The sequence below is a fragment of the Bradyrhizobium sp. genome (assembly GCF_030654605.1).
GTDB lineage: Bacteria > Pseudomonadota > Alphaproteobacteria > Rhizobiales > Xanthobacteraceae > Bradyrhizobium.
Genome location: NZ_JAURXB010000295.1, coordinates 30,566 through 45,210, shown reverse-complemented (window position 1 = coordinate 45,210; position 14,645 = coordinate 30,566). Strand labels below are relative to the sequence as shown.

Annotated in this window: 17 protein-coding genes and 1 pseudogene; 10 read left to right on the top strand and 8 right to left on the bottom strand. The window is 63.8% G+C overall.

Annotated elements, in window-relative coordinates:
• Nucleotides 1–20 precede the first annotated feature (20 nt).
• Nucleotides 21–1,340 (top strand): adenylate/guanylate cyclase domain-containing protein, encoded by a 1,320-nt coding sequence (locus tag Q7U29_RS26935; protein ID WP_304746550.1) that lies wholly within the window; start codon nt 21–23, stop codon nt 1,338–1,340.
• A 198-nt stretch (nt 1,341–1,538) separates the two neighbouring features.
• Here Q7U29_RS26935 and Q7U29_RS26930 read toward each other — a convergent pair whose 3' ends face one another.
• Nucleotides 1,539–2,000 (bottom strand): DUF488 family protein, encoded by a 462-nt coding sequence (locus tag Q7U29_RS26930; RefSeq protein WP_304746548.1) that lies wholly within the window; start codon nt 1,998–2,000, stop codon nt 1,539–1,541.
• A gap of 13 nt (nt 2,001–2,013) precedes the next feature.
• The gene (locus Q7U29_RS26925) at nt 2,014–2,838 is read right to left on the bottom strand and encodes a DUF72 domain-containing protein (protein ID WP_304746546.1); all 825 of its coding nucleotides are present in this window, start codon (nt 2,836–2,838) and stop codon (nt 2,014–2,016) included.
• Nucleotides 2,839–2,958: 120 nt separating this feature from the next.
• Here Q7U29_RS26925 and Q7U29_RS26920 point away from each other — a divergent pair, with 120 nt between their 5' ends.
• The 7 genes and pseudogenes from Q7U29_RS26920 (at nt 2,959) to Q7U29_RS26895 (ending at nt 8,250) form a co-directional block, all read left to right on the top strand.
• Entirely contained in the window at nt 2,959–3,126 is a 168-nt protein-coding gene (locus Q7U29_RS26920; protein ID WP_304746544.1) for a hypothetical protein, read from the top strand.
• 73 nt (nt 3,127–3,199) lie between these two features.
• A complete protein-coding gene (locus Q7U29_RS26915; protein ID WP_304746542.1) occupies nt 3,200–3,394 on the top strand; it encodes a hypothetical protein in 195 nt (64 codons plus the stop codon).
• 265 nt (nt 3,395–3,659) lie between these two features.
• Nucleotides 3,660–4,793, top strand: coding sequence for a glycosyltransferase family 2 protein (locus Q7U29_RS26910; protein WP_304746540.1), 1,134 nt, complete (start codon nt 3,660–3,662; stop codon nt 4,791–4,793).
• Nucleotides 4,794–4,800: 7 nt separating this feature from the next.
• Nucleotides 4,801–6,306 (top strand): glycosyltransferase family 39 protein, encoded by a 1,506-nt coding sequence (locus tag Q7U29_RS26905; RefSeq protein ID WP_304746538.1) that lies wholly within the window; start codon nt 4,801–4,803, stop codon nt 6,304–6,306.
• Between the two features lie 240 nt (nt 6,307–6,546).
• Nucleotides 6,547–6,774, top strand: a complete 228-nt coding sequence (locus tag Q7U29_RS27755) for a hypothetical protein (protein WP_370691839.1) — start codon at nt 6,547–6,549, stop codon at nt 6,772–6,774.
• A pseudogene (locus tag Q7U29_RS27750) lies at nt 6,699–6,899 on the top strand (DUF899 family protein); the annotation flags it as partial. The gene Q7U29_RS27755 and the pseudogene Q7U29_RS27750, both read left to right, overlap by 76 nt.
• A 211-nt stretch (nt 6,900–7,110) precedes the next feature.
• Nucleotides 7,111–8,250, top strand: coding sequence for a tlde1 domain-containing protein (locus tag Q7U29_RS26895; protein ID WP_304746536.1), 1,140 nt, complete (start codon nt 7,111–7,113; stop codon nt 8,248–8,250).
• 15 nt (nt 8,251–8,265) lie between these two features.
• On the opposite strand, the gene Q7U29_RS26890 is transcribed toward Q7U29_RS26895, so the two are convergent.
• From Q7U29_RS26890 to Q7U29_RS26875, 4 genes are read right to left on the bottom strand one after another with little or no spacing between them, the layout of a single operon-like run.
• Nucleotides 8,266–8,550, bottom strand: a complete 285-nt coding sequence (locus Q7U29_RS26890; RefSeq protein ID WP_304746534.1) for a HigA family addiction module antitoxin — start codon at nt 8,548–8,550, stop codon at nt 8,266–8,268.
• A 10-nt stretch (nt 8,551–8,560) separates the two neighbouring features.
• Complete coding sequence (locus Q7U29_RS26885; protein ID WP_304746532.1) at nt 8,561–8,815, bottom strand: type II toxin-antitoxin system RelE/ParE family toxin; 255 nt, start codon at nt 8,813–8,815, stop codon at nt 8,561–8,563.
• A 28-nt stretch (nt 8,816–8,843) separates the two neighbouring features.
• Nucleotides 8,844–10,487, bottom strand: a complete 1,644-nt coding sequence (gene groL / locus Q7U29_RS26880) for a chaperonin GroEL (RefSeq protein WP_304746530.1) — start codon at nt 10,485–10,487, stop codon at nt 8,844–8,846.
• Nucleotides 10,488–10,527: 40 nt separating this feature from the next.
• Nucleotides 10,528–10,845: a co-chaperone GroES gene (locus tag Q7U29_RS26875; protein WP_291860267.1), complete on the bottom strand. Its 318-nt coding sequence runs from the start codon at nt 10,843–10,845 to the stop codon at nt 10,528–10,530.
• Between the two features lie 379 nt (nt 10,846–11,224).
• Between Q7U29_RS26875 and Q7U29_RS26870 the strand changes: the two genes are divergently transcribed.
• Both Q7U29_RS26870 and Q7U29_RS26865 read left to right on the top strand, forming a co-directional pair.
• Nucleotides 11,225–11,509 (top strand): usg protein, encoded by a 285-nt coding sequence (locus tag Q7U29_RS26870; RefSeq protein WP_291860270.1) that lies wholly within the window; start codon nt 11,225–11,227, stop codon nt 11,507–11,509.
• Nucleotides 11,510–11,686: 177 nt separating this feature from the next.
• A complete protein-coding gene (locus Q7U29_RS26865) occupies nt 11,687–12,229 on the top strand; it encodes a cupin domain-containing protein (protein ID WP_304746528.1) in 543 nt (180 codons plus the stop codon).
• Between the two features lie 114 nt (nt 12,230–12,343).
• On the opposite strand, the gene Q7U29_RS26860 is transcribed toward Q7U29_RS26865, so the two are convergent.
• The gene (locus tag Q7U29_RS26860; RefSeq protein WP_304746526.1) at nt 12,344–13,648 is read right to left on the bottom strand and encodes a NupC/NupG family nucleoside CNT transporter; all 1,305 of its coding nucleotides are present in this window, start codon (nt 13,646–13,648) and stop codon (nt 12,344–12,346) included.
• A gap of 217 nt (nt 13,649–13,865) precedes the next feature.
• Entirely contained in the window at nt 13,866–14,630 is a 765-nt protein-coding gene (locus Q7U29_RS26855; protein WP_304746525.1) for an SDR family oxidoreductase, read from the bottom strand.
• Nucleotides 14,631–14,645 lie beyond the last annotated feature (15 nt).

The following is a 14,645-nucleotide window of genomic DNA, read 5'->3' as shown; positions in this document are numbered from 1 at the left end:
CCGGGCGCGCAAGGAAAGTAATGGCTGAGTTCTGGGGCAAGAAGAAGGTCGGGCAGGACGCGGCGGTATCGGCTGACTTCCACCGCGAGCTGACGCGGGAGATGATGCGGACCGAGCTGATCCGCGTCAAGGCGCTCATCGCGACGACGGTGCTGCTCGGCATCGTGCTCGGGGCCGTCAACCTGCTCGCGCCCGAGGCGGTGAGTCGCGTCTGGCACGGCAATCTCAGACCGGCCTATCTCTATGCGATCATCATTCCGTTCATCCTGTTCGAATTGACGGTGCATGCGGTCGTCAGTCGGGATCTCAGGCTGGATCACGACGTCCCCGTGGTCAGGCCGTATATCGGCGCACTGATCGAAACGTCGATCCCGACGATCGGGCTGGCGCTGCACATCAACAGCATGGGGGCGGTCGAGGCGCTTGGCTTCGTGATGCCGATGACCTATTTCATCTTCATCATCCTGTCGACGTTGCGGCTGGATTTCTGGCTCTCGACTTTCACCGGCGTCGTTGCCGCGGTGCAGCTGTTTTGCATGGCGGTGTTCTATCATCCCGCCGGCGCCGGCCCCGTCGATCCCGAGCCCAGTTTGTATTATCACGCCGCGCGCAGCCTGATCCTGCTGGTCTGCGGCATGCTGGCCGGCGCGGTCGGCATGCAATTGCGCCGCCAGTTCGAGGCCAGCATCATGGCCGCGACCGCGCGCGACCGCATCACCAATCTGTTCGGCCAGCACGTCTCGCCCCAGGTGGTCGAGCGGCTGATGGCGGAAGGCAAGAGCACCGACAGCGAAATTCGCCGGGTCGCGGTCATGTTCGTCGACTTCCGCAGTTTCACCGCCGGCGCCAGCACCCGCACGCCGCGGGAGGTGGTGGACCGGCTCGACGGCGCGTTCGCGACGCTGGTCGAGATCCTCGACCGCCATGGCGGCATCGTGAACAAGTTTCTCGGAGACGGCTTTCTGGCGCTGTTCGGCGCGCCGCTCGATGCGCCTCACCCGGCGCGCCACGCGGTCGCGGCGGCCCGCGAAATGCTGGAGGCCAACGAACGCGCCAACCGGGAAGCCAGCTGGCCGCTGCGCATCGGCATCGGCATTCACGTCGGCGACGTCGTCGCCGGCAATATCGGCTCGGCGCGGCGCAAGGAATACACCGTGATCGGCGACACCGTGAATTTCGCGGCCCGGCTGGAAGCGCTCAACAAGGAATTCAATTCCCAGTTCCTGATCTCGGCTGCCGTTCACGAGGCGCTGGATCAGGACCGCGGCGATGCGATATCGCTCGGCGAGGTCGCGATCCGCGGCTACGACCGGCCGATGACGGTGTGGCAATTGGGGTGAGGTCGAACGTAGCGGCGCACTATCGGATCCAGTGGTGAGGAAGAATTAGGTGTCGTCCCCGCGAAAGCGGGGAACCATACGCCGTGGCGGTGATGCTTTCAAAAGGTCTCAAACGCCTGCATTCTCGCCGACAGTACACGGTGTATGGGTCCCGGCTCAGCGCTCGCTTGGCCGGGACGACGAGAATTGGACGATCCTCTACACCTGCTTCGCCGCCAGATTCTCCACCTTCATCCCGTCACGCTGCTCGATGATCTCCGCGATCCACTGTCGGTGGCATTCGCGGTGATCGCGCTCGTAGCAGAGGATGCAGACCGGGCCGGCCTGCCTGACCAGCGCGGACAACTCGTCGAGTTCTTCCCGCGCCTGCGGCGTCTTCAGGTGTTTGGCGTAGATCTTGTGCAGCGCGCCGAACTGGCCGCTGCGCGCGGCCTCGCGGCCGTCCTTCGGGGTGCCGAGCCCGCGCAAATGCAGGTAGGAGATGCCGCGCGCGTCGAGCCCGGCTGCCAGCTGGTTCTTGGAAAAGCCGGGGCGGCGGGACGCCGCTACCGCGCGCACGTCCACCAGCAATTTGACGCCGGCCTGCTCGAGTTCGTCGAGCACGGCTTTGGATGCCGCCTGCTCGTAGCCGATGGTGAAGAGTTTTCTGGTCTTTCCCATTCGACGAGCCCGCCTACTTCACCCGTTCGATCAACTCCATCGCGCCTGATGGTGCGCGCACCTTGCCCTCGTGGATCACATAGGCGAACACGTCGCGCGGCACTTTCTTCGCGCTTGTAGCATCGGCGCGCGGCAAATCGTCCGGCTCGCCGCCGGCGGCCCAGACCTGCAACCGCTTCGCCCAGGCGTCGAGTTGCTTCGGCGGATAGCAGGTTTTCAGCTCGTCATTGCCCTTCTGCAGCCGCGCATAGACGAAATCGCCGGTGATGTCAGCGATCGCCGGATACTTGCCGTGCTCGGCGTACACCACGGGCGTTTCGAATTGCCGCAGCAGCGCGATGAAGTCGGGCGCGACGAAACTGTCGTGCCGCACCTCCACCACATGGCGCAGTGCGCGGCCCTCGAGTTTTCGCGGCAGCAGCTCGAGGAATTTGCCGAAATCCGCTTCGTCGAACTTCTTGGTCGGCGCGAATTGCCACAGCACCGGACCGAGCCGGTCGCCCAGCTCCAGCACGCCGGAATCATAAAACCGTTTGACGGAATCGCCGGCTTCCGCCAGCACCCGGCGGTTGGTGGCGAAGCGCGGCCCCTTCAGCGAGAAAACGAACCCGTCCGGCACCTCGCGCGCCCATTTGCGAAAGCTCTCCGGCTTCTGCGAGCCGTAATAGGTGCCGTTGATCTCGATCGAGGTCAGCTTCGACGCCGCATATTCCAGCTCCTTCGCCTGCGTCAGCTTCTCCGGATAAAACACCCCGCGCCACGGCGCAAAAGTCCAGCCGCCGATGCCGATGTAGATATGGCCGGCGTTTTTCGAGGCGATCTTCGGGGGCTTGGTCACTGAGAGCTCGCCGCATATGAGGAGGGACTTGTCGTATTGAGTCTAATCAAATCGTCCGGGCTTGGCCAGTTAGTGAACCCGGCCGTCTTGTGCGCCCACGCCGCCGGGCTAGGATGGGCGATGGCCGACGGGCTCGAACAGCAGCTTGAGCGCATCGAACATTCGGTCGCGGAGATCGCCCTGGCGGTGCAAAGGCTTCGCGACAACAGGGCGGCCGCGGGGGAGGCCGCCGCCGGTGAAATCAACCAGCGGCTGAGGCGCTTTCTGAAGCGAAAGAAACAGGCTTAAGGTGGTGGCGGGGACAGCTCGATCGGCTCGCGCGGATCAGCCGGCCGCAACGGGCGACCAGGGAAGAAGCGGGATGGATACGGAAGCGATCGCGAAAATACTGGGCGGCATCATTGTGGCCGTCGTTCTGGTGGCGGCGGTGGTGTTTGGACCGATCGGGCAGGGGGGCAAGCCGGCCCCGACTGTGCAAAAGATCGAGGCGCCGAAGGCCGCGGTTCCGGCCGCGCCTGCCGTCCGGGGGCCGGTGGTGCGGGAGGTGCCGCAGTAAGCTTCGCGGGTGCGGCATCTGCGCCCTTGCGGAATGGCCTCATCGTCCCTATTTTGTTTCTAACGGCGACGTTGACGCTTCATAGCTCCGGCGCTGGGACGACCACTCAATAGTCAGGCTGCGCCGGATGTACGCGCGCCCTCTGTTGGTGGTCGTTGGCATTTGGGGCCTGTTTTGGCCGTTTTACCCCTCCGACTGCCCATTTTTGGCCACCCGCGCCGGGTTCCCTTGGCTTCCCCCGACGCTGCGGATATACGCTGGCGGCATGAATGAAGCCGTCCAAGGGGTCACCGAAAACCCGCCGCAATCCGCTGTGGCACCTCAGATTTCGGTCATTGTCCCCACTTTCAACGAACGCGACAACGTCACCACGCTGTACCGGCGGCTGGAGGCGACGTTCGCCGGCATCGCCTGGGAAGTCGTCTTCGTGGACGACAATTCGCCCGATGGCACCTGGGACGTGGTGCGGAGCCTGGCGCGGATGGATACCCGTGTCCGCTGCATCCGGCGGATCGGGCGGCGCGGCCTGTCCGGCGCCTGCATCGAGGGCATCCTGGCGGCGAGCGCGCCCTACGCCGCCGTGATCGACGCCGACCTGCAGCATGACGAGACCCAGCTGCCGAAGATGCTGGCGCTGCTGCAAGGCGGCGAGTTCGATCTCGTGGTCGGCAGCCGCTACATCGAGGGCGGCAGCGCCGACAGTTTCAACAAGCAGCGGGCCGGCGCCAGCCAGTTGGCCACCGAGGTGGCAAAGCGCGTGCTGCAGGTCAAAATCGCCGATCCCATGAGCGGCTTCTTCATGATCCGCCGCGACCGCTTCGAGGCGCTGGCGCCGCAGCTCTCCACGCAAGGCTTCAAGATCCTGCTCGATATTGTCGCCACCGCGCGCGGCCAATTGCGGGTGAAGGAAATTCCCTTCACCTTCGGCACAAGGCTGCATGGCGAGAGCAAGCTCGATTCCATGGTGGCGTTGGATTTCCTCGGGCTGGTGCTGGCGAAGCTGACCCACGACGTGGTGTCGCTGCGCTTTCTGCTGTTCGCGATGGTCGGCACCATCGGGTTGGTCGTGCACTTGACGACGCTGTTCGTGGCGCATGAGGTTCTCAACGTGCCGTTCGCCGAGGCGCAGGCGGCCGGCGCGCTGGTCGCCATGACCTCCAATTTCGTCCTCAACAACTTTCTCACCTATCGCGACCAGCGGCTGAAGGGCCTTGCCATTTTGCGCGGCCTGTTGCTGTTCTATCTGGTCTGCGGCGTCGGCCTCGTCGCCAATGTCGGCGTCGCGTTTTCGGTCTACGATCAGGAGTGGAACTGGTGGGTGGCCGGTGCGGCGGGTGCGCTGATGGGCGTGGTGTGGAATTACGCGATGTCCGGACTGTTCGTCTGGCGCAAGCGATGAACGTAAAATGAGTGCGAACGACGCGCGCCTCGCCCGCAACACGGTTCTCACGGTGCTGGCGCTGGTGGCATTGCGACTGATTGCCGCCGCCTGGACGCCGCTGACCTTCGACGAAGCCTATTACTGGATGTGGTCGAAGAATCTGGCCGGCGGCTACTACGATCATCCGCCCGCCGTCGCTTTCGTGATCCGCGCCGGCACCATGATCGCAGGCGATACCGAATTAGGCGTCCGGCTCGTCTCGATCCTGCTGGCGCTGCCGATGAGCTTTGCGGTGTATCGCACCGCGGCCATCCTGCTCGGCGGCGTCCGGGTGGCGGCCACCGCCACCATCCTGCTCAACGTCACCATGATGGCCGCGGTCGGCACCCTGATCGTGACGCCGGATGCGCCGCTGCTGGTGGCCTCCAGTTTCGTGTTGTTTTTTCTCGCCAAGGTGCTGGAGACCGGCCGCGGCGCGTGGTGGCTCGCGGTCGGCGCCGCGGTCGGTGTCGCGCTGCTGTCGAAATACACCGCGCTGTTTTTCGGCCTGGCGATCCTGATCTGGCTGGCGACGGTGCCAAAACTGCGGCGCTGGCTGATCTCGCCCTGGCCCTATCTCGGCGGCCTGGTGGCGCTGGCGGTGTTTGCGCCCGTGATCCTCTGGAACGCCGATCACCACTGGGTCTCCTTCCTCAAGCAGATGTTCGGCCGTGCCCGAATAGAGAATTTCCGTCCGGCTTTCATCGCCGAACTGGTACCGACCCAGGTCGCCTTCGCAACGCCGCTGGTGTTCATTCTCGGCGCGATGGGGCTTCATGCCCTGATCTGGCGCCCCGCCGGCGCGTTCGCCGCGCGCATGCTGATCAACACCATGTTCTGGACCATCGTGGCGTATTTCATCTGGCATTCGCTGCACGCGCGCGTCGAGGCCAACTGGTTCGCGCCGGTCTATCCGGCGATGGTGATATCAGCCGCGGTGGCCGCTCACCTCACGCGGTGGGACGGGTGGCGTCAGCGCCTCGCCGATTTCTGCCTGCGCTGGGCCGCGCCGGTGGGCGTTGCAATGTTTGCGTTTCTGATCGTGCAGGCCAACACCGGCGTGTTCACGGGCTATCGCCGCGACGCCACCGTGCGCAGCGTCGGCGTCGGCTGGCGCGAACTGGCCGGCGAGATCGAGGCGGTGCGCCTGCGCACCGGTGCGACGTGCATACTGACGCCGGACTACGGCACCACCGGCTGGCTCGCCTTCTATCTGCCGAAGGGGACTTGCGTGGTGCAGCCGACCCAGCGCATTCGCTGGGTCAACATGCCCGAACCGTCTGCCGCGCAACTGTCCGGAAAACTGTTGTTCGTCGACGAGGCGCGGCCCGGCGCGCGGTCCTGGCAGACCGAAAATTTCGCCGGGGTCGCGAGGGTCGCCGAACTCAAGCGCATGCGCGGGCCGCTCGTCGTCGAAACCTATGGGATCGATCTGCTCGAGGGCGCCAGGGGCAGCGTGCTCGACCGTTCGCCGCCGCCGGAAGTGCAGTAGGGGGCAGGGTGGGTCTCGTGCCCCGGACGCTGCGCAGCGCGAAAGCGGTGCGCTGCAGATCCGGGGCCCATGCCTTTTTTGCGCGTGAATGGGTCCCGGCTCTGCGGTGCAGCGTGAAGGACGCTGCACCGCGTCCGGGACACGGCATATTCGTTGCCGCATGAAAATAATCCCGCCACTTGTCGGATTGGCCGCTGCCCAAACGTCTTGTGATCATGCCTACTTATGCGAGGTCATGCCATGAGCAGTTCCGCCCTGAAACCCGCCACTGAGCTCGCGCGTGCCAGCGGCATGCGCTTTCCCAACGAGAGCGCCGAATACCGCCGCGCCCGCGAGGTGCTGCTGGCCGAGGAGGCTTCGCCATCACATCGAGCGCGTCGCCGAGTAGCGCCGGCGGCGACGACGCTGCGTTTTGTGTGTTCACGCGGCGCGACGGCACAATCAGGCATTTCTGGGGCGGCGAGATGAACGGTGCATCGTCCGATCCCGGACAGGATCCGCGCGGCGCGCCGGACCTGATGCCGCTATGGACCATCCTCGACGTCACGCCGGAAGGACGCGGCACCGACTGGTATCCGAAGCTGAATTATTGAAATCGGGAACTCGTAAAAATCCCGCGAAAATACGGCCGTTTCGCTGAATCGGCCTGTATTCCTGCATACTGCGCATGCGCAACGCACTTAATCGGCATTTAACTAAAAGTCGCCTTAATGACGCTCCGCACCTCTGCAAGATGCTGCATCGAAACGTCTGATGCGCTGCTGCGAAGAGGAACTCAGTGGAAGTTGTCTGGATACGAGGCGAATGAGTTACAGTACGAGTGCGTCCAGGCAAGTCGCGGCAAAGAACCATCGGCGTTCCCCCCGTAAAGCCAATGCTAACCATATTTTCGGCAGCGTCGCGGTCGCCGGCCTGGTGCTGGGCTGCGCCTGGACGGTCTACACCAACGTATTCGGCGCCAGCATCTATCCGACCCTGGCCAGCGGGAATTTCGATGCGCCGGTGATCCGGCACAAGCAGTCGGTGGCGGCGCGGACCCCGCAAGCCATCGTCAACACGGTGTTCGCAGCGTTGCCCGAACCGGCGCCCGTCATCGCCGCGCCCGCGACCATGGCATCCGCGACGTCACTGGCGTTCAACGACCGCTTCGGAGCCGCCGCGCCGCAGGGCGTCGATCCGAAGCCGCAAGCCGCGACGATGCAGCTGGCTTCGGCGTCGCCATCGATCGAAGTGGCGAAGCCGGCTGATGCGCCGAAATTGCTCGACGCCGCCAAACCGAAGCAAGCTTCACCAGGGCCTTTGCAGGTTGCCGCCCTTGCGCCGGCATCCGCCGAAATCAAACCGGCGAAGCCAACGGGTGTTACCGTCAAGGACATGGCGCAGCGCGCCAAGGCCGCGGTGATGTCGATCGGTTCCGGCGACAAGCCCAGCATGGTCGAAAAACTGTGGGGCAAGGAACCGGCATCGCGATCGTTGCTGTCCTACGCCTCCGCCGATGTCAGCGCGACCGGCAGCCTGCCGAAGCTGCAGAACCCGATGCTCGGGGGATCGGCGCCCTATGATCGCTCGACCGCCGTCTATGACATCGCGGCGCGCAAGGTCTACCTGCCGGACGGTACCGTGCTGGAAGCGCATTCGGGACTCGGCGCCAAGAAGGACGACGTGCGCTATGCGCATGTGCGGATGCAGGGCGTCACCCCGCCGCACATCTACGACCTGACGCCGCGCGAGGCGCTGTTTCACGGCGTGCCGGCGCTGCGGCTGACGCCGATCGGCGGCCAGGACAAGATCTTCAACCGCGACGGCCTGCTCGCGCACACCTACATGCTGGGCTCGGGCGGCGATTCCAACGGCTGCATCTCGTTTAGGGATTACTACGCGTTCCTCGACGCCTACCGCAAAGGCGGCATCAAGAAGATCGCGGTGGTCGCGCGGGTGGAGTGAGCGGGCGGGCAATCTTCACGCCACCTTACGCGGCACGATCTTCTTGTAGCTTTGGGTCTTCTCCGCCTTGGAGAGATCGTGTGCGGCTTGCAGGTTCAGCCAGAAGCGCGGATCGGTGCCGAAATAACGCCCCAACCGGATCGCGGTGTCCGCGGTAACGTCGCGCGCGCCACGCATGATCTCCGTCAGCCGGTTGGCCGAAACATCCAGTTCCTTCGCCAGAGCCCGTGCCGACAAGCCCAGCGGCACCAGAAACTTCTCCCGCAACACTTCTCCCGGATGTGTTCGCAACCGTGCCATCGCCGGCTCCTCAATGATAATCCACGATCTCTATCGCCTCGGGTTCGTCCGGCGTCCAGCGGAAACGGATACGCCATTGCCTGTTGATACGTATCGAATGCTGCCCGCGGCGATCACCCTTCAATGCTTCCAGCTGGTTACCCGGCGCGGAGAGCAAATCTTCCAGACGTGTCGCGGCATCCACCATGTCGAGTTTGCGTAACGCGACGGCCTCGTAGTGAGCCTCCCAAACAAAAACCCCGGCATCGCTGCCGGGGTTTTGCATTCTCGATACTTGCGTAAGGAAGCGTGGATCAGAAATCCATGCCGCCCATGCCGCCGCCCGGGGGCATGCCGCCGGCGCCGGCGCCGCCCTTCTTGGGCAGTTCGGCCACCATGGCTTCGGTGGTGATCAGCAGCGCCGCAACCGAAGCTGCGTTCTGGATCGCCGCGCGAACCACCTTGGTGGGATCGATGATGCCCTTCGAGATCAGGTTGACGTATTCGCCCGACTGCGAGTCGAAGCCGTACGAATACTGGTCCTTCTCGAGGATCTTACCGACGATGACGGAGCCGTCTTCGCCTGCGTTGATCGCGATCTGGCGAGCGGGCCAGGACAGCGCCTTGCGGACGATTTCGACGCCGGTCTTCTGGTCGTCGTTCGCGGTCTTGATGCGCTTGAGCTGCTCGGAGGCGCGCAGCAAAGCGACGCCGCCGCCCGGTACGATGCCTTCTTCAACCGCCGCACGGGTCGCATGCATCGCGTCGTCAACGCGGTCCTTGCGCTCCTTGACTTCGATTTCGGTCGCGCCGCCGACGCGGATCACCGCGACGCCGCCGGCGAGCTTGGCCAGACGCTCCTGCAGCTTCTCACGGTCGTAGTCCGAGGTGGTTTCCTCGATCTGCGCCTTGATCTGGGCAACGCGGGCCTCGATGTCGGCCTTCTTGCCGGCGCCGTTGACGATGGTGGTGTTCTCCTTGTCGATCATCACCTTCTTGGCGCGACCGAGCATGGCGAGCGTGACGTTCTCCATCTTGATGCCGAGGTCTTCCGAGATCGCCTGACCACCGGTCAGAACGGCGATGTCCTGCAGCATGGCCTTGCGGCGATCGCCGAAGCCCGGAGCCTTGACGGCGGCAACCTTGAGGCCGCCACGCAGACGGTTGACGACGAGGGTGGCGAGAGCTTCGCCTTCGACGTCTTCCGCGACGATGACGAGCGGCTTGCCGGTCTGGACCACGGCTTCCAAGAGCGGAAGCAGTTCGTTCAGGTTGGAGAGCTTCTTCTCGTTGATCAGGATGTAGGCATCGTCGAATTCGACGCGCATCTTGTCGGCGTTGGTGACGAAGTAGGGCGAGATGTAGCCGCGGTCGAACTGCATGCCTTCGACGACGTCGAGTTCGGTCTCGAGGGACTTCGCCTCTTCAACCGTGATGACGCCCTCGTTGCCGACCTTCTTCATGGCGTCGGCGAGGAACTTGCCGATTTCGCTGTCGCCGTTGGCGGAGATGGTGCCGACCTGGGCGATTTCCTCGTTCGAGGTGACCTTCTTGGAGTTCTTGACGAGGTCGGCGACCACGGCTTCCACAGCCAGGTCGATACCGCGCTTCAGGTCCATCGGGTTCATGCCGGCGGCAACGGCCTTGGCGCCTTCACGAACGATGGCGGCGGCCAGCACGGTCGCGGTGGTGGTGCCGTCGCCGGCAGCGTCGGCCGACTTGGAGGCCACTTCGCGCACCATCTGGGCGCCCATGTTCTCGAACTTGTCTTCAAGCTCGATTTCCTTGGCGACGGTGACGCCGTCCTTGGTGATGCGGGGTGCGCCGAACGACTTGTCGAGCACGACGTTGCGGCCCTTGGGGCCGAGGGTGACCTTCACCGCGTTGGCGAGGATCTCGACGCCGCGCAGCATGCGATCGCGGGCATCGACGCCGAATTTTACTTCTTTAGCTGACATATGTTGTTTCCTTGAGAATCAGGGGCAGGGGAAAAGGCGCTTAAGCGGCCTTCTTCTTGGCGGCGGGAACGTCGGTGAGGACGCCCATGATGTCGCTTTCCTTCATGATCAGCAGTTCCTGGCCGTCGAGCTTGACCTCGGTGCCGGACCACTTGCCGAACAGCACACGGTCGCCGACCTTGAGGTCGATCGGGATCAGCTTGCCGGCTTCGTCGCGGCCACCCGGGCCGACGGCGGTGATTTCGCCCTGCGAGGGCTTTTCCTTGGCACTGTCGGGAATGATGATGCCGCCAGCGGTCTTCTCTTCGGCGTCGATGCGCTTGACTACAACGCGGTCGTGAAGCGGACGGAATTTCATGCAGTCCTCCTAAGTTTCTGAATCTATTGCAGGGTTTTGAATTTTGGCAGTCTCCACCAGCGAGTGCCAGCGCGACTGGTGTGGACATAGGCCAGAGTTGTCCGGGGAACAAGGGCTTCTAGCAGAAAAATTGGCACTCAAATATGACGGCTGCCAAAATCATTAATCATGATTAATTCCGCGGAACGGAGCGGGAAACCCCGTATTAGCACGTGCGGTAAGCTGCTGCTAACGCACCCTTTTTCAACAGTCCGTTAAACATTTAGGCTTGTGATGGATGGGTATCGTGCGTCACATTTCTCACATGTGAGCGCATCTCCACCGGGTGGCTCCCGGTCGGCAGCCACCAGATGAATGCGCTCCAGCAATGGAGGTTGGCATGGTCTCGCGGGTTGGCGTTTCCGACGATTTTCGGAAGCAGGTGCTGGGTTACGGGCTGACGACGGCGCAAATTCTCTATCGGATGCCGGATCACCCGTCGTTGCTGCAAACCTACGTCTGGCAGAACTACGATCTTTTCCCGAAATTTCCGGCGCTGAAGGACTTTCTCGCGTTCTGGGAAGAAAAGCTCGAGGGGCCGCTGTTCTCCGTCACCGTGGCGCATTCCAAGCTGATCAAGCCGGCCGAACTGCGCGCCGTCGACGGCGTGTTCCGGCTGCATTGAAGCTGATTTCGCAGGGTGGGCAAAGGCGCGCGCTTCGCGCCGTGCCCACCATCTATCAACGCGCGCCATGGTGGGCACGCTTCCGCCTTCGCTCTTCGAGCTGCGGCAGAAGCTTTGCCCACCCTACGAATACAGTTTGTGCTAGCCTTTCCCGATAAACGGGAAGGGAGCACGTCAATGGCCAAGCAGAAGCCGACATCACGCGCCGCGAGCCGCAGCGCCGCGTTGAAAAAATCGCCGTCGCCAAAAGCCGCCGCCAAGTCCGCCGCGCGCAAGATCATTAAAGCCAAGGCCGCCACTTCCAAGGCGCCGCCAAAGCCCGCCGCCAAACGCCCGAAACAGCGCATCGCCATCAGCCATCACCGCGAAGAGGATTTCAAGGCCGATGGCCTGCGCACCTACGCGCAGTATCGCGATCTCGGCATCGCGGCCGCGAGCCACGGCCTGGCGCAGGCCCATGTGATCCGGCTGATCGGCCCCTGCAATCCGGCCGAAGTCTCAAAGCTGCACTTCCACGATGTCGAATTCCAGATGGTCTATGTCCTGAAGGGCTGGGTCAAAACCTACATGGAAGGCCAGGGCGAGACCTTGATGAAGGAAGGCAGCGCCTGGACCCAGCCGCCCCGCATCAGGCATTTGATCCTGGACTATTCCGACGACGTCGAATTGCTGGAAGTGATCTTGCCGGCGGAGTTCAAGACGGTCGAACTGGCGTCTTAGGGCAGCCGTCACCAATGTTCGTCATGCCCGGGCTTGACCCGGGCATCCACGACTATCTTCTTTGATGCAAAGACGTGGATGGCCGGGTCAAGCCCGGCCATGACGAGTCAAAAATCAATTCAACACCCCCACGATCGCGCCCATCAAACACGTCGTCAGCGTGCCCGACACGATCGACTTCAGTCCCAGCGCGTTGATCTCGTCGCGGCGCTGCGGCGCCATGGTGCCGAGGCCGCCGATCATGATGCCGAGGCTGCCGAAATTGGCGAAGCCGCACATCGCATAGAGCATGATCAGCCGCGAGCGCGGATCCAGCGCATCGGTCCCGAGCTTCGTCAGATCGACATAGGCGATCAGCTCGTTGAGCACGGTTTTCACCCCCATCAGGCTGCCCGCGGTGACTGCCTGCGGCCACGGCAGGCCCATCAGCCAGCACACCGGCGCCATGAGGTAGCCGAGCATCCGCTGCATCGAGATATCAGCACCCCCGAGATGCGGCAGCAGCCCGAGCACCGCGTTGGCGAGATAGACCAGCGCCACCAGCACCAGCAGCATCGCGACGATGTTGAGCAGCAGTTCGAGCCCGGCAGTGGTGCCCTTGACGATCGCATCCATGGTCGAGGACGCCTGGATGTCGGGATCGGCCTCGGCCACTTTTGAATCGATGAACGCGACGCGAGAATCGCCGCGGGGATTGGTCAGCACGGCGGCGGTGCGCGTCTCCGACGTCTCCGGCACCATGATCAGGCTGACCAGGATCGCCGCGGGCGCCGCCAGCACCGAGGCGATGACGAAATGCGCCGCCGAATCCGGGATCAGCTGTGACAGCAGGGTGGCGTAGAGCACCAGCACGGTGCCGGCGATCCCGGCCATGCCGCCGGTCATCACCAGAAACAGTTCGCTGCGCGTCAGCCGCGCCAGATAGGGCCGGATGAACAGCGGCGCTTCCACCATGCCGAGAAAGATATTGGCCGCGGTCGACAACCCGACCGCGCCGCCGACGCCGAGCGTGCGTTCCAGCAGCCACGACATGCCGCGCACGACAGGCGGCAGGATCTTCCAGTAGAACAGCAGCGTGGTCAGCACGCTCATGACCAGCACCACCGGCAGCGCCTGAAACGCCAGGATGAAATCTGCGCCCGGCGTCTTCAGGTCGAACGGCGGCGTGCCGCCGCCGAGATAGCCGAACACGAACGAACTGCCGGCGCGCGAGGCGGCGGAAACGGTTCCGACCGCGTCGTTGATGGCGCCGAACGCGTGCGCGACCAACGGCAGTTTTGTCAGGGCCACCGCGGTGAGAAAGGTGACGGCGAGGCCGATCGCGGCCTGCCCGAGCGAGACCGCGCGGCGGTTCTCGCTGAGGACCCACGCGATCGCCAGCAACGCGAACACGCCGAACGCCGATTGCAGCTGAAGCATGATTCCCCCGAGTCCCGCGGGGGATTATGGCAGTGTTGAGAATGTGTGGGAAGGCAACGCGTACTGGGCAGCGACGTCTCAACACGTCGTCCCTGCGAACGCAGGGACCCATACGCCGTGCCCTGTCAATGAGGACACGGCGTTAGATACCTTGAATAACAATTGGTGCCGCGGCGTATGGGTCCCCGCGTTCGCGGGGACGACGAGAGAGTGAACCCTACCCCCGCCCCACGAACGGCATCTTGGTCGCCATCACCGTCATGAACAGCACGTTGGCATCGAGCGGCAGGCTCGCCATGTAGGCGACGGCGTCGCCGACCGCCTTGGCGTCCATCCGCGGTTCCTGCTTCATGGTGCCATCGGGCTGCATCACGCCGGGGCCGGCGACCATGCGGTCGGTCATCGGCGTCGCGGCATTGCCGATGTCGACCTGGCCGACCGCGATGTCGTACATGCGGCCGTCGAGGTTGGTGGCTTTGGTGAGGCCAGTGATGGCATGTTTCGTCGAAGTATAGGCCGACGAGAACGGCCGCGGCGCGTGCGCCGAGATCGAGCCGTTGTTGATGATGCGGCCGCCGCGCGGGGTCTGGTCCTTCATGATGCGGAACGCGTGCTGGGTGCACAGGAACGGCCCGGTCAAATTGGTGTTCACCACCGCCTGCCATTGCTCCAGGCTGAGATCCTCGAAATTCACCGGCGGCGCGCCCATGCCGGCATTGTTGAACAGCACGTCGAGCCGGCCGTAGACTTCCATCACCTTGGCGAACAGCGCGGCGATCGATCCTGGATCGGTCATGTCGGCGGACACGGGGAGGCTCTTGCCGACATTGTCGCCGAGCTTCTGCGTCTCCTGCAGCATTTCCATCCGCCGTCCCGCCAGCACCACGGTAAAGCCCGCGTTCATCAGCGCCAGCGACGCCGCGCGTCCCACCCCGGTGCCCGCGCCGGTCACCACTGCGATCTTGTTTGCTGCCTCGGCCATTTCGTTTCCTTACCT

What these genes read in the sequence shown, in the direction of transcription:
- Q7U29_RS26865 (WP_304746528.1), top strand. Translation starts at nt 11,687, where the DNA reads ATGGCCAAGCAGAAGCCGACATCACGCGCCGCGAGCCGCAGCGCCGCG.
- Q7U29_RS27755 (WP_370691839.1), top strand. Translation starts at nt 6,547, where the DNA reads ATGAGCAGTTCCGCCCTGAAACCCGCCACTGAGCTCGCGCGTGCCAGC.
- Q7U29_RS26890 (WP_304746534.1), bottom strand. Translation starts at nt 8,550, where the DNA reads ATGGCACGGTTGCGAACACATCCGGGAGAAGTGTTGCGGGAGAAGTTT.
- Q7U29_RS26910 (WP_304746540.1), top strand. Translation starts at nt 3,660, where the DNA reads ATGAATGAAGCCGTCCAAGGGGTCACCGAAAACCCGCCGCAATCCGCT.
- Q7U29_RS26885 (WP_304746532.1), bottom strand. Translation starts at nt 8,815, where the DNA reads ATGCAAAACCCCGGCAGCGATGCCGGGGTTTTTGTTTGGGAGGCTCAC.
- Q7U29_RS26895 (WP_304746536.1), top strand. Translation starts at nt 7,111, where the DNA reads ATGAGTTACAGTACGAGTGCGTCCAGGCAAGTCGCGGCAAAGAACCAT.
- Q7U29_RS26915 (WP_304746542.1), top strand. Translation starts at nt 3,200, where the DNA reads ATGGATACGGAAGCGATCGCGAAAATACTGGGCGGCATCATTGTGGCC.
- Q7U29_RS26870 (WP_291860270.1), top strand. Translation starts at nt 11,225, where the DNA reads ATGGTCTCGCGGGTTGGCGTTTCCGACGATTTTCGGAAGCAGGTGCTG.
- Q7U29_RS26875 (WP_291860267.1), bottom strand. Translation starts at nt 10,845, where the DNA reads ATGAAATTCCGTCCGCTTCACGACCGCGTTGTAGTCAAGCGCATCGAC.
- Q7U29_RS26920 (WP_304746544.1), top strand. Translation starts at nt 2,959, where the DNA reads ATGGCCGACGGGCTCGAACAGCAGCTTGAGCGCATCGAACATTCGGTC.
- Q7U29_RS26905 (WP_304746538.1), top strand. Translation starts at nt 4,801, where the DNA reads ATGAGTGCGAACGACGCGCGCCTCGCCCGCAACACGGTTCTCACGGTG.
- Q7U29_RS26860 (WP_304746526.1), bottom strand. Translation starts at nt 13,648, where the DNA reads ATGCTTCAGCTGCAATCGGCGTTCGGCGTGTTCGCGTTGCTGGCGATC.
- Q7U29_RS26930 (WP_304746548.1), bottom strand. Translation starts at nt 2,000, where the DNA reads ATGGGAAAGACCAGAAAACTCTTCACCATCGGCTACGAGCAGGCGGCA.
- Q7U29_RS26935 (WP_304746550.1), top strand. Translation starts at nt 21, where the DNA reads ATGGCTGAGTTCTGGGGCAAGAAGAAGGTCGGGCAGGACGCGGCGGTA.
- Q7U29_RS26855 (WP_304746525.1), bottom strand. Translation starts at nt 14,630, where the DNA reads ATGGCCGAGGCAGCAAACAAGATCGCAGTGGTGACCGGCGCGGGCACC.
- groL (WP_304746530.1), bottom strand. Translation starts at nt 10,487, where the DNA reads ATGTCAGCTAAAGAAGTAAAATTCGGCGTCGATGCCCGCGATCGCATG.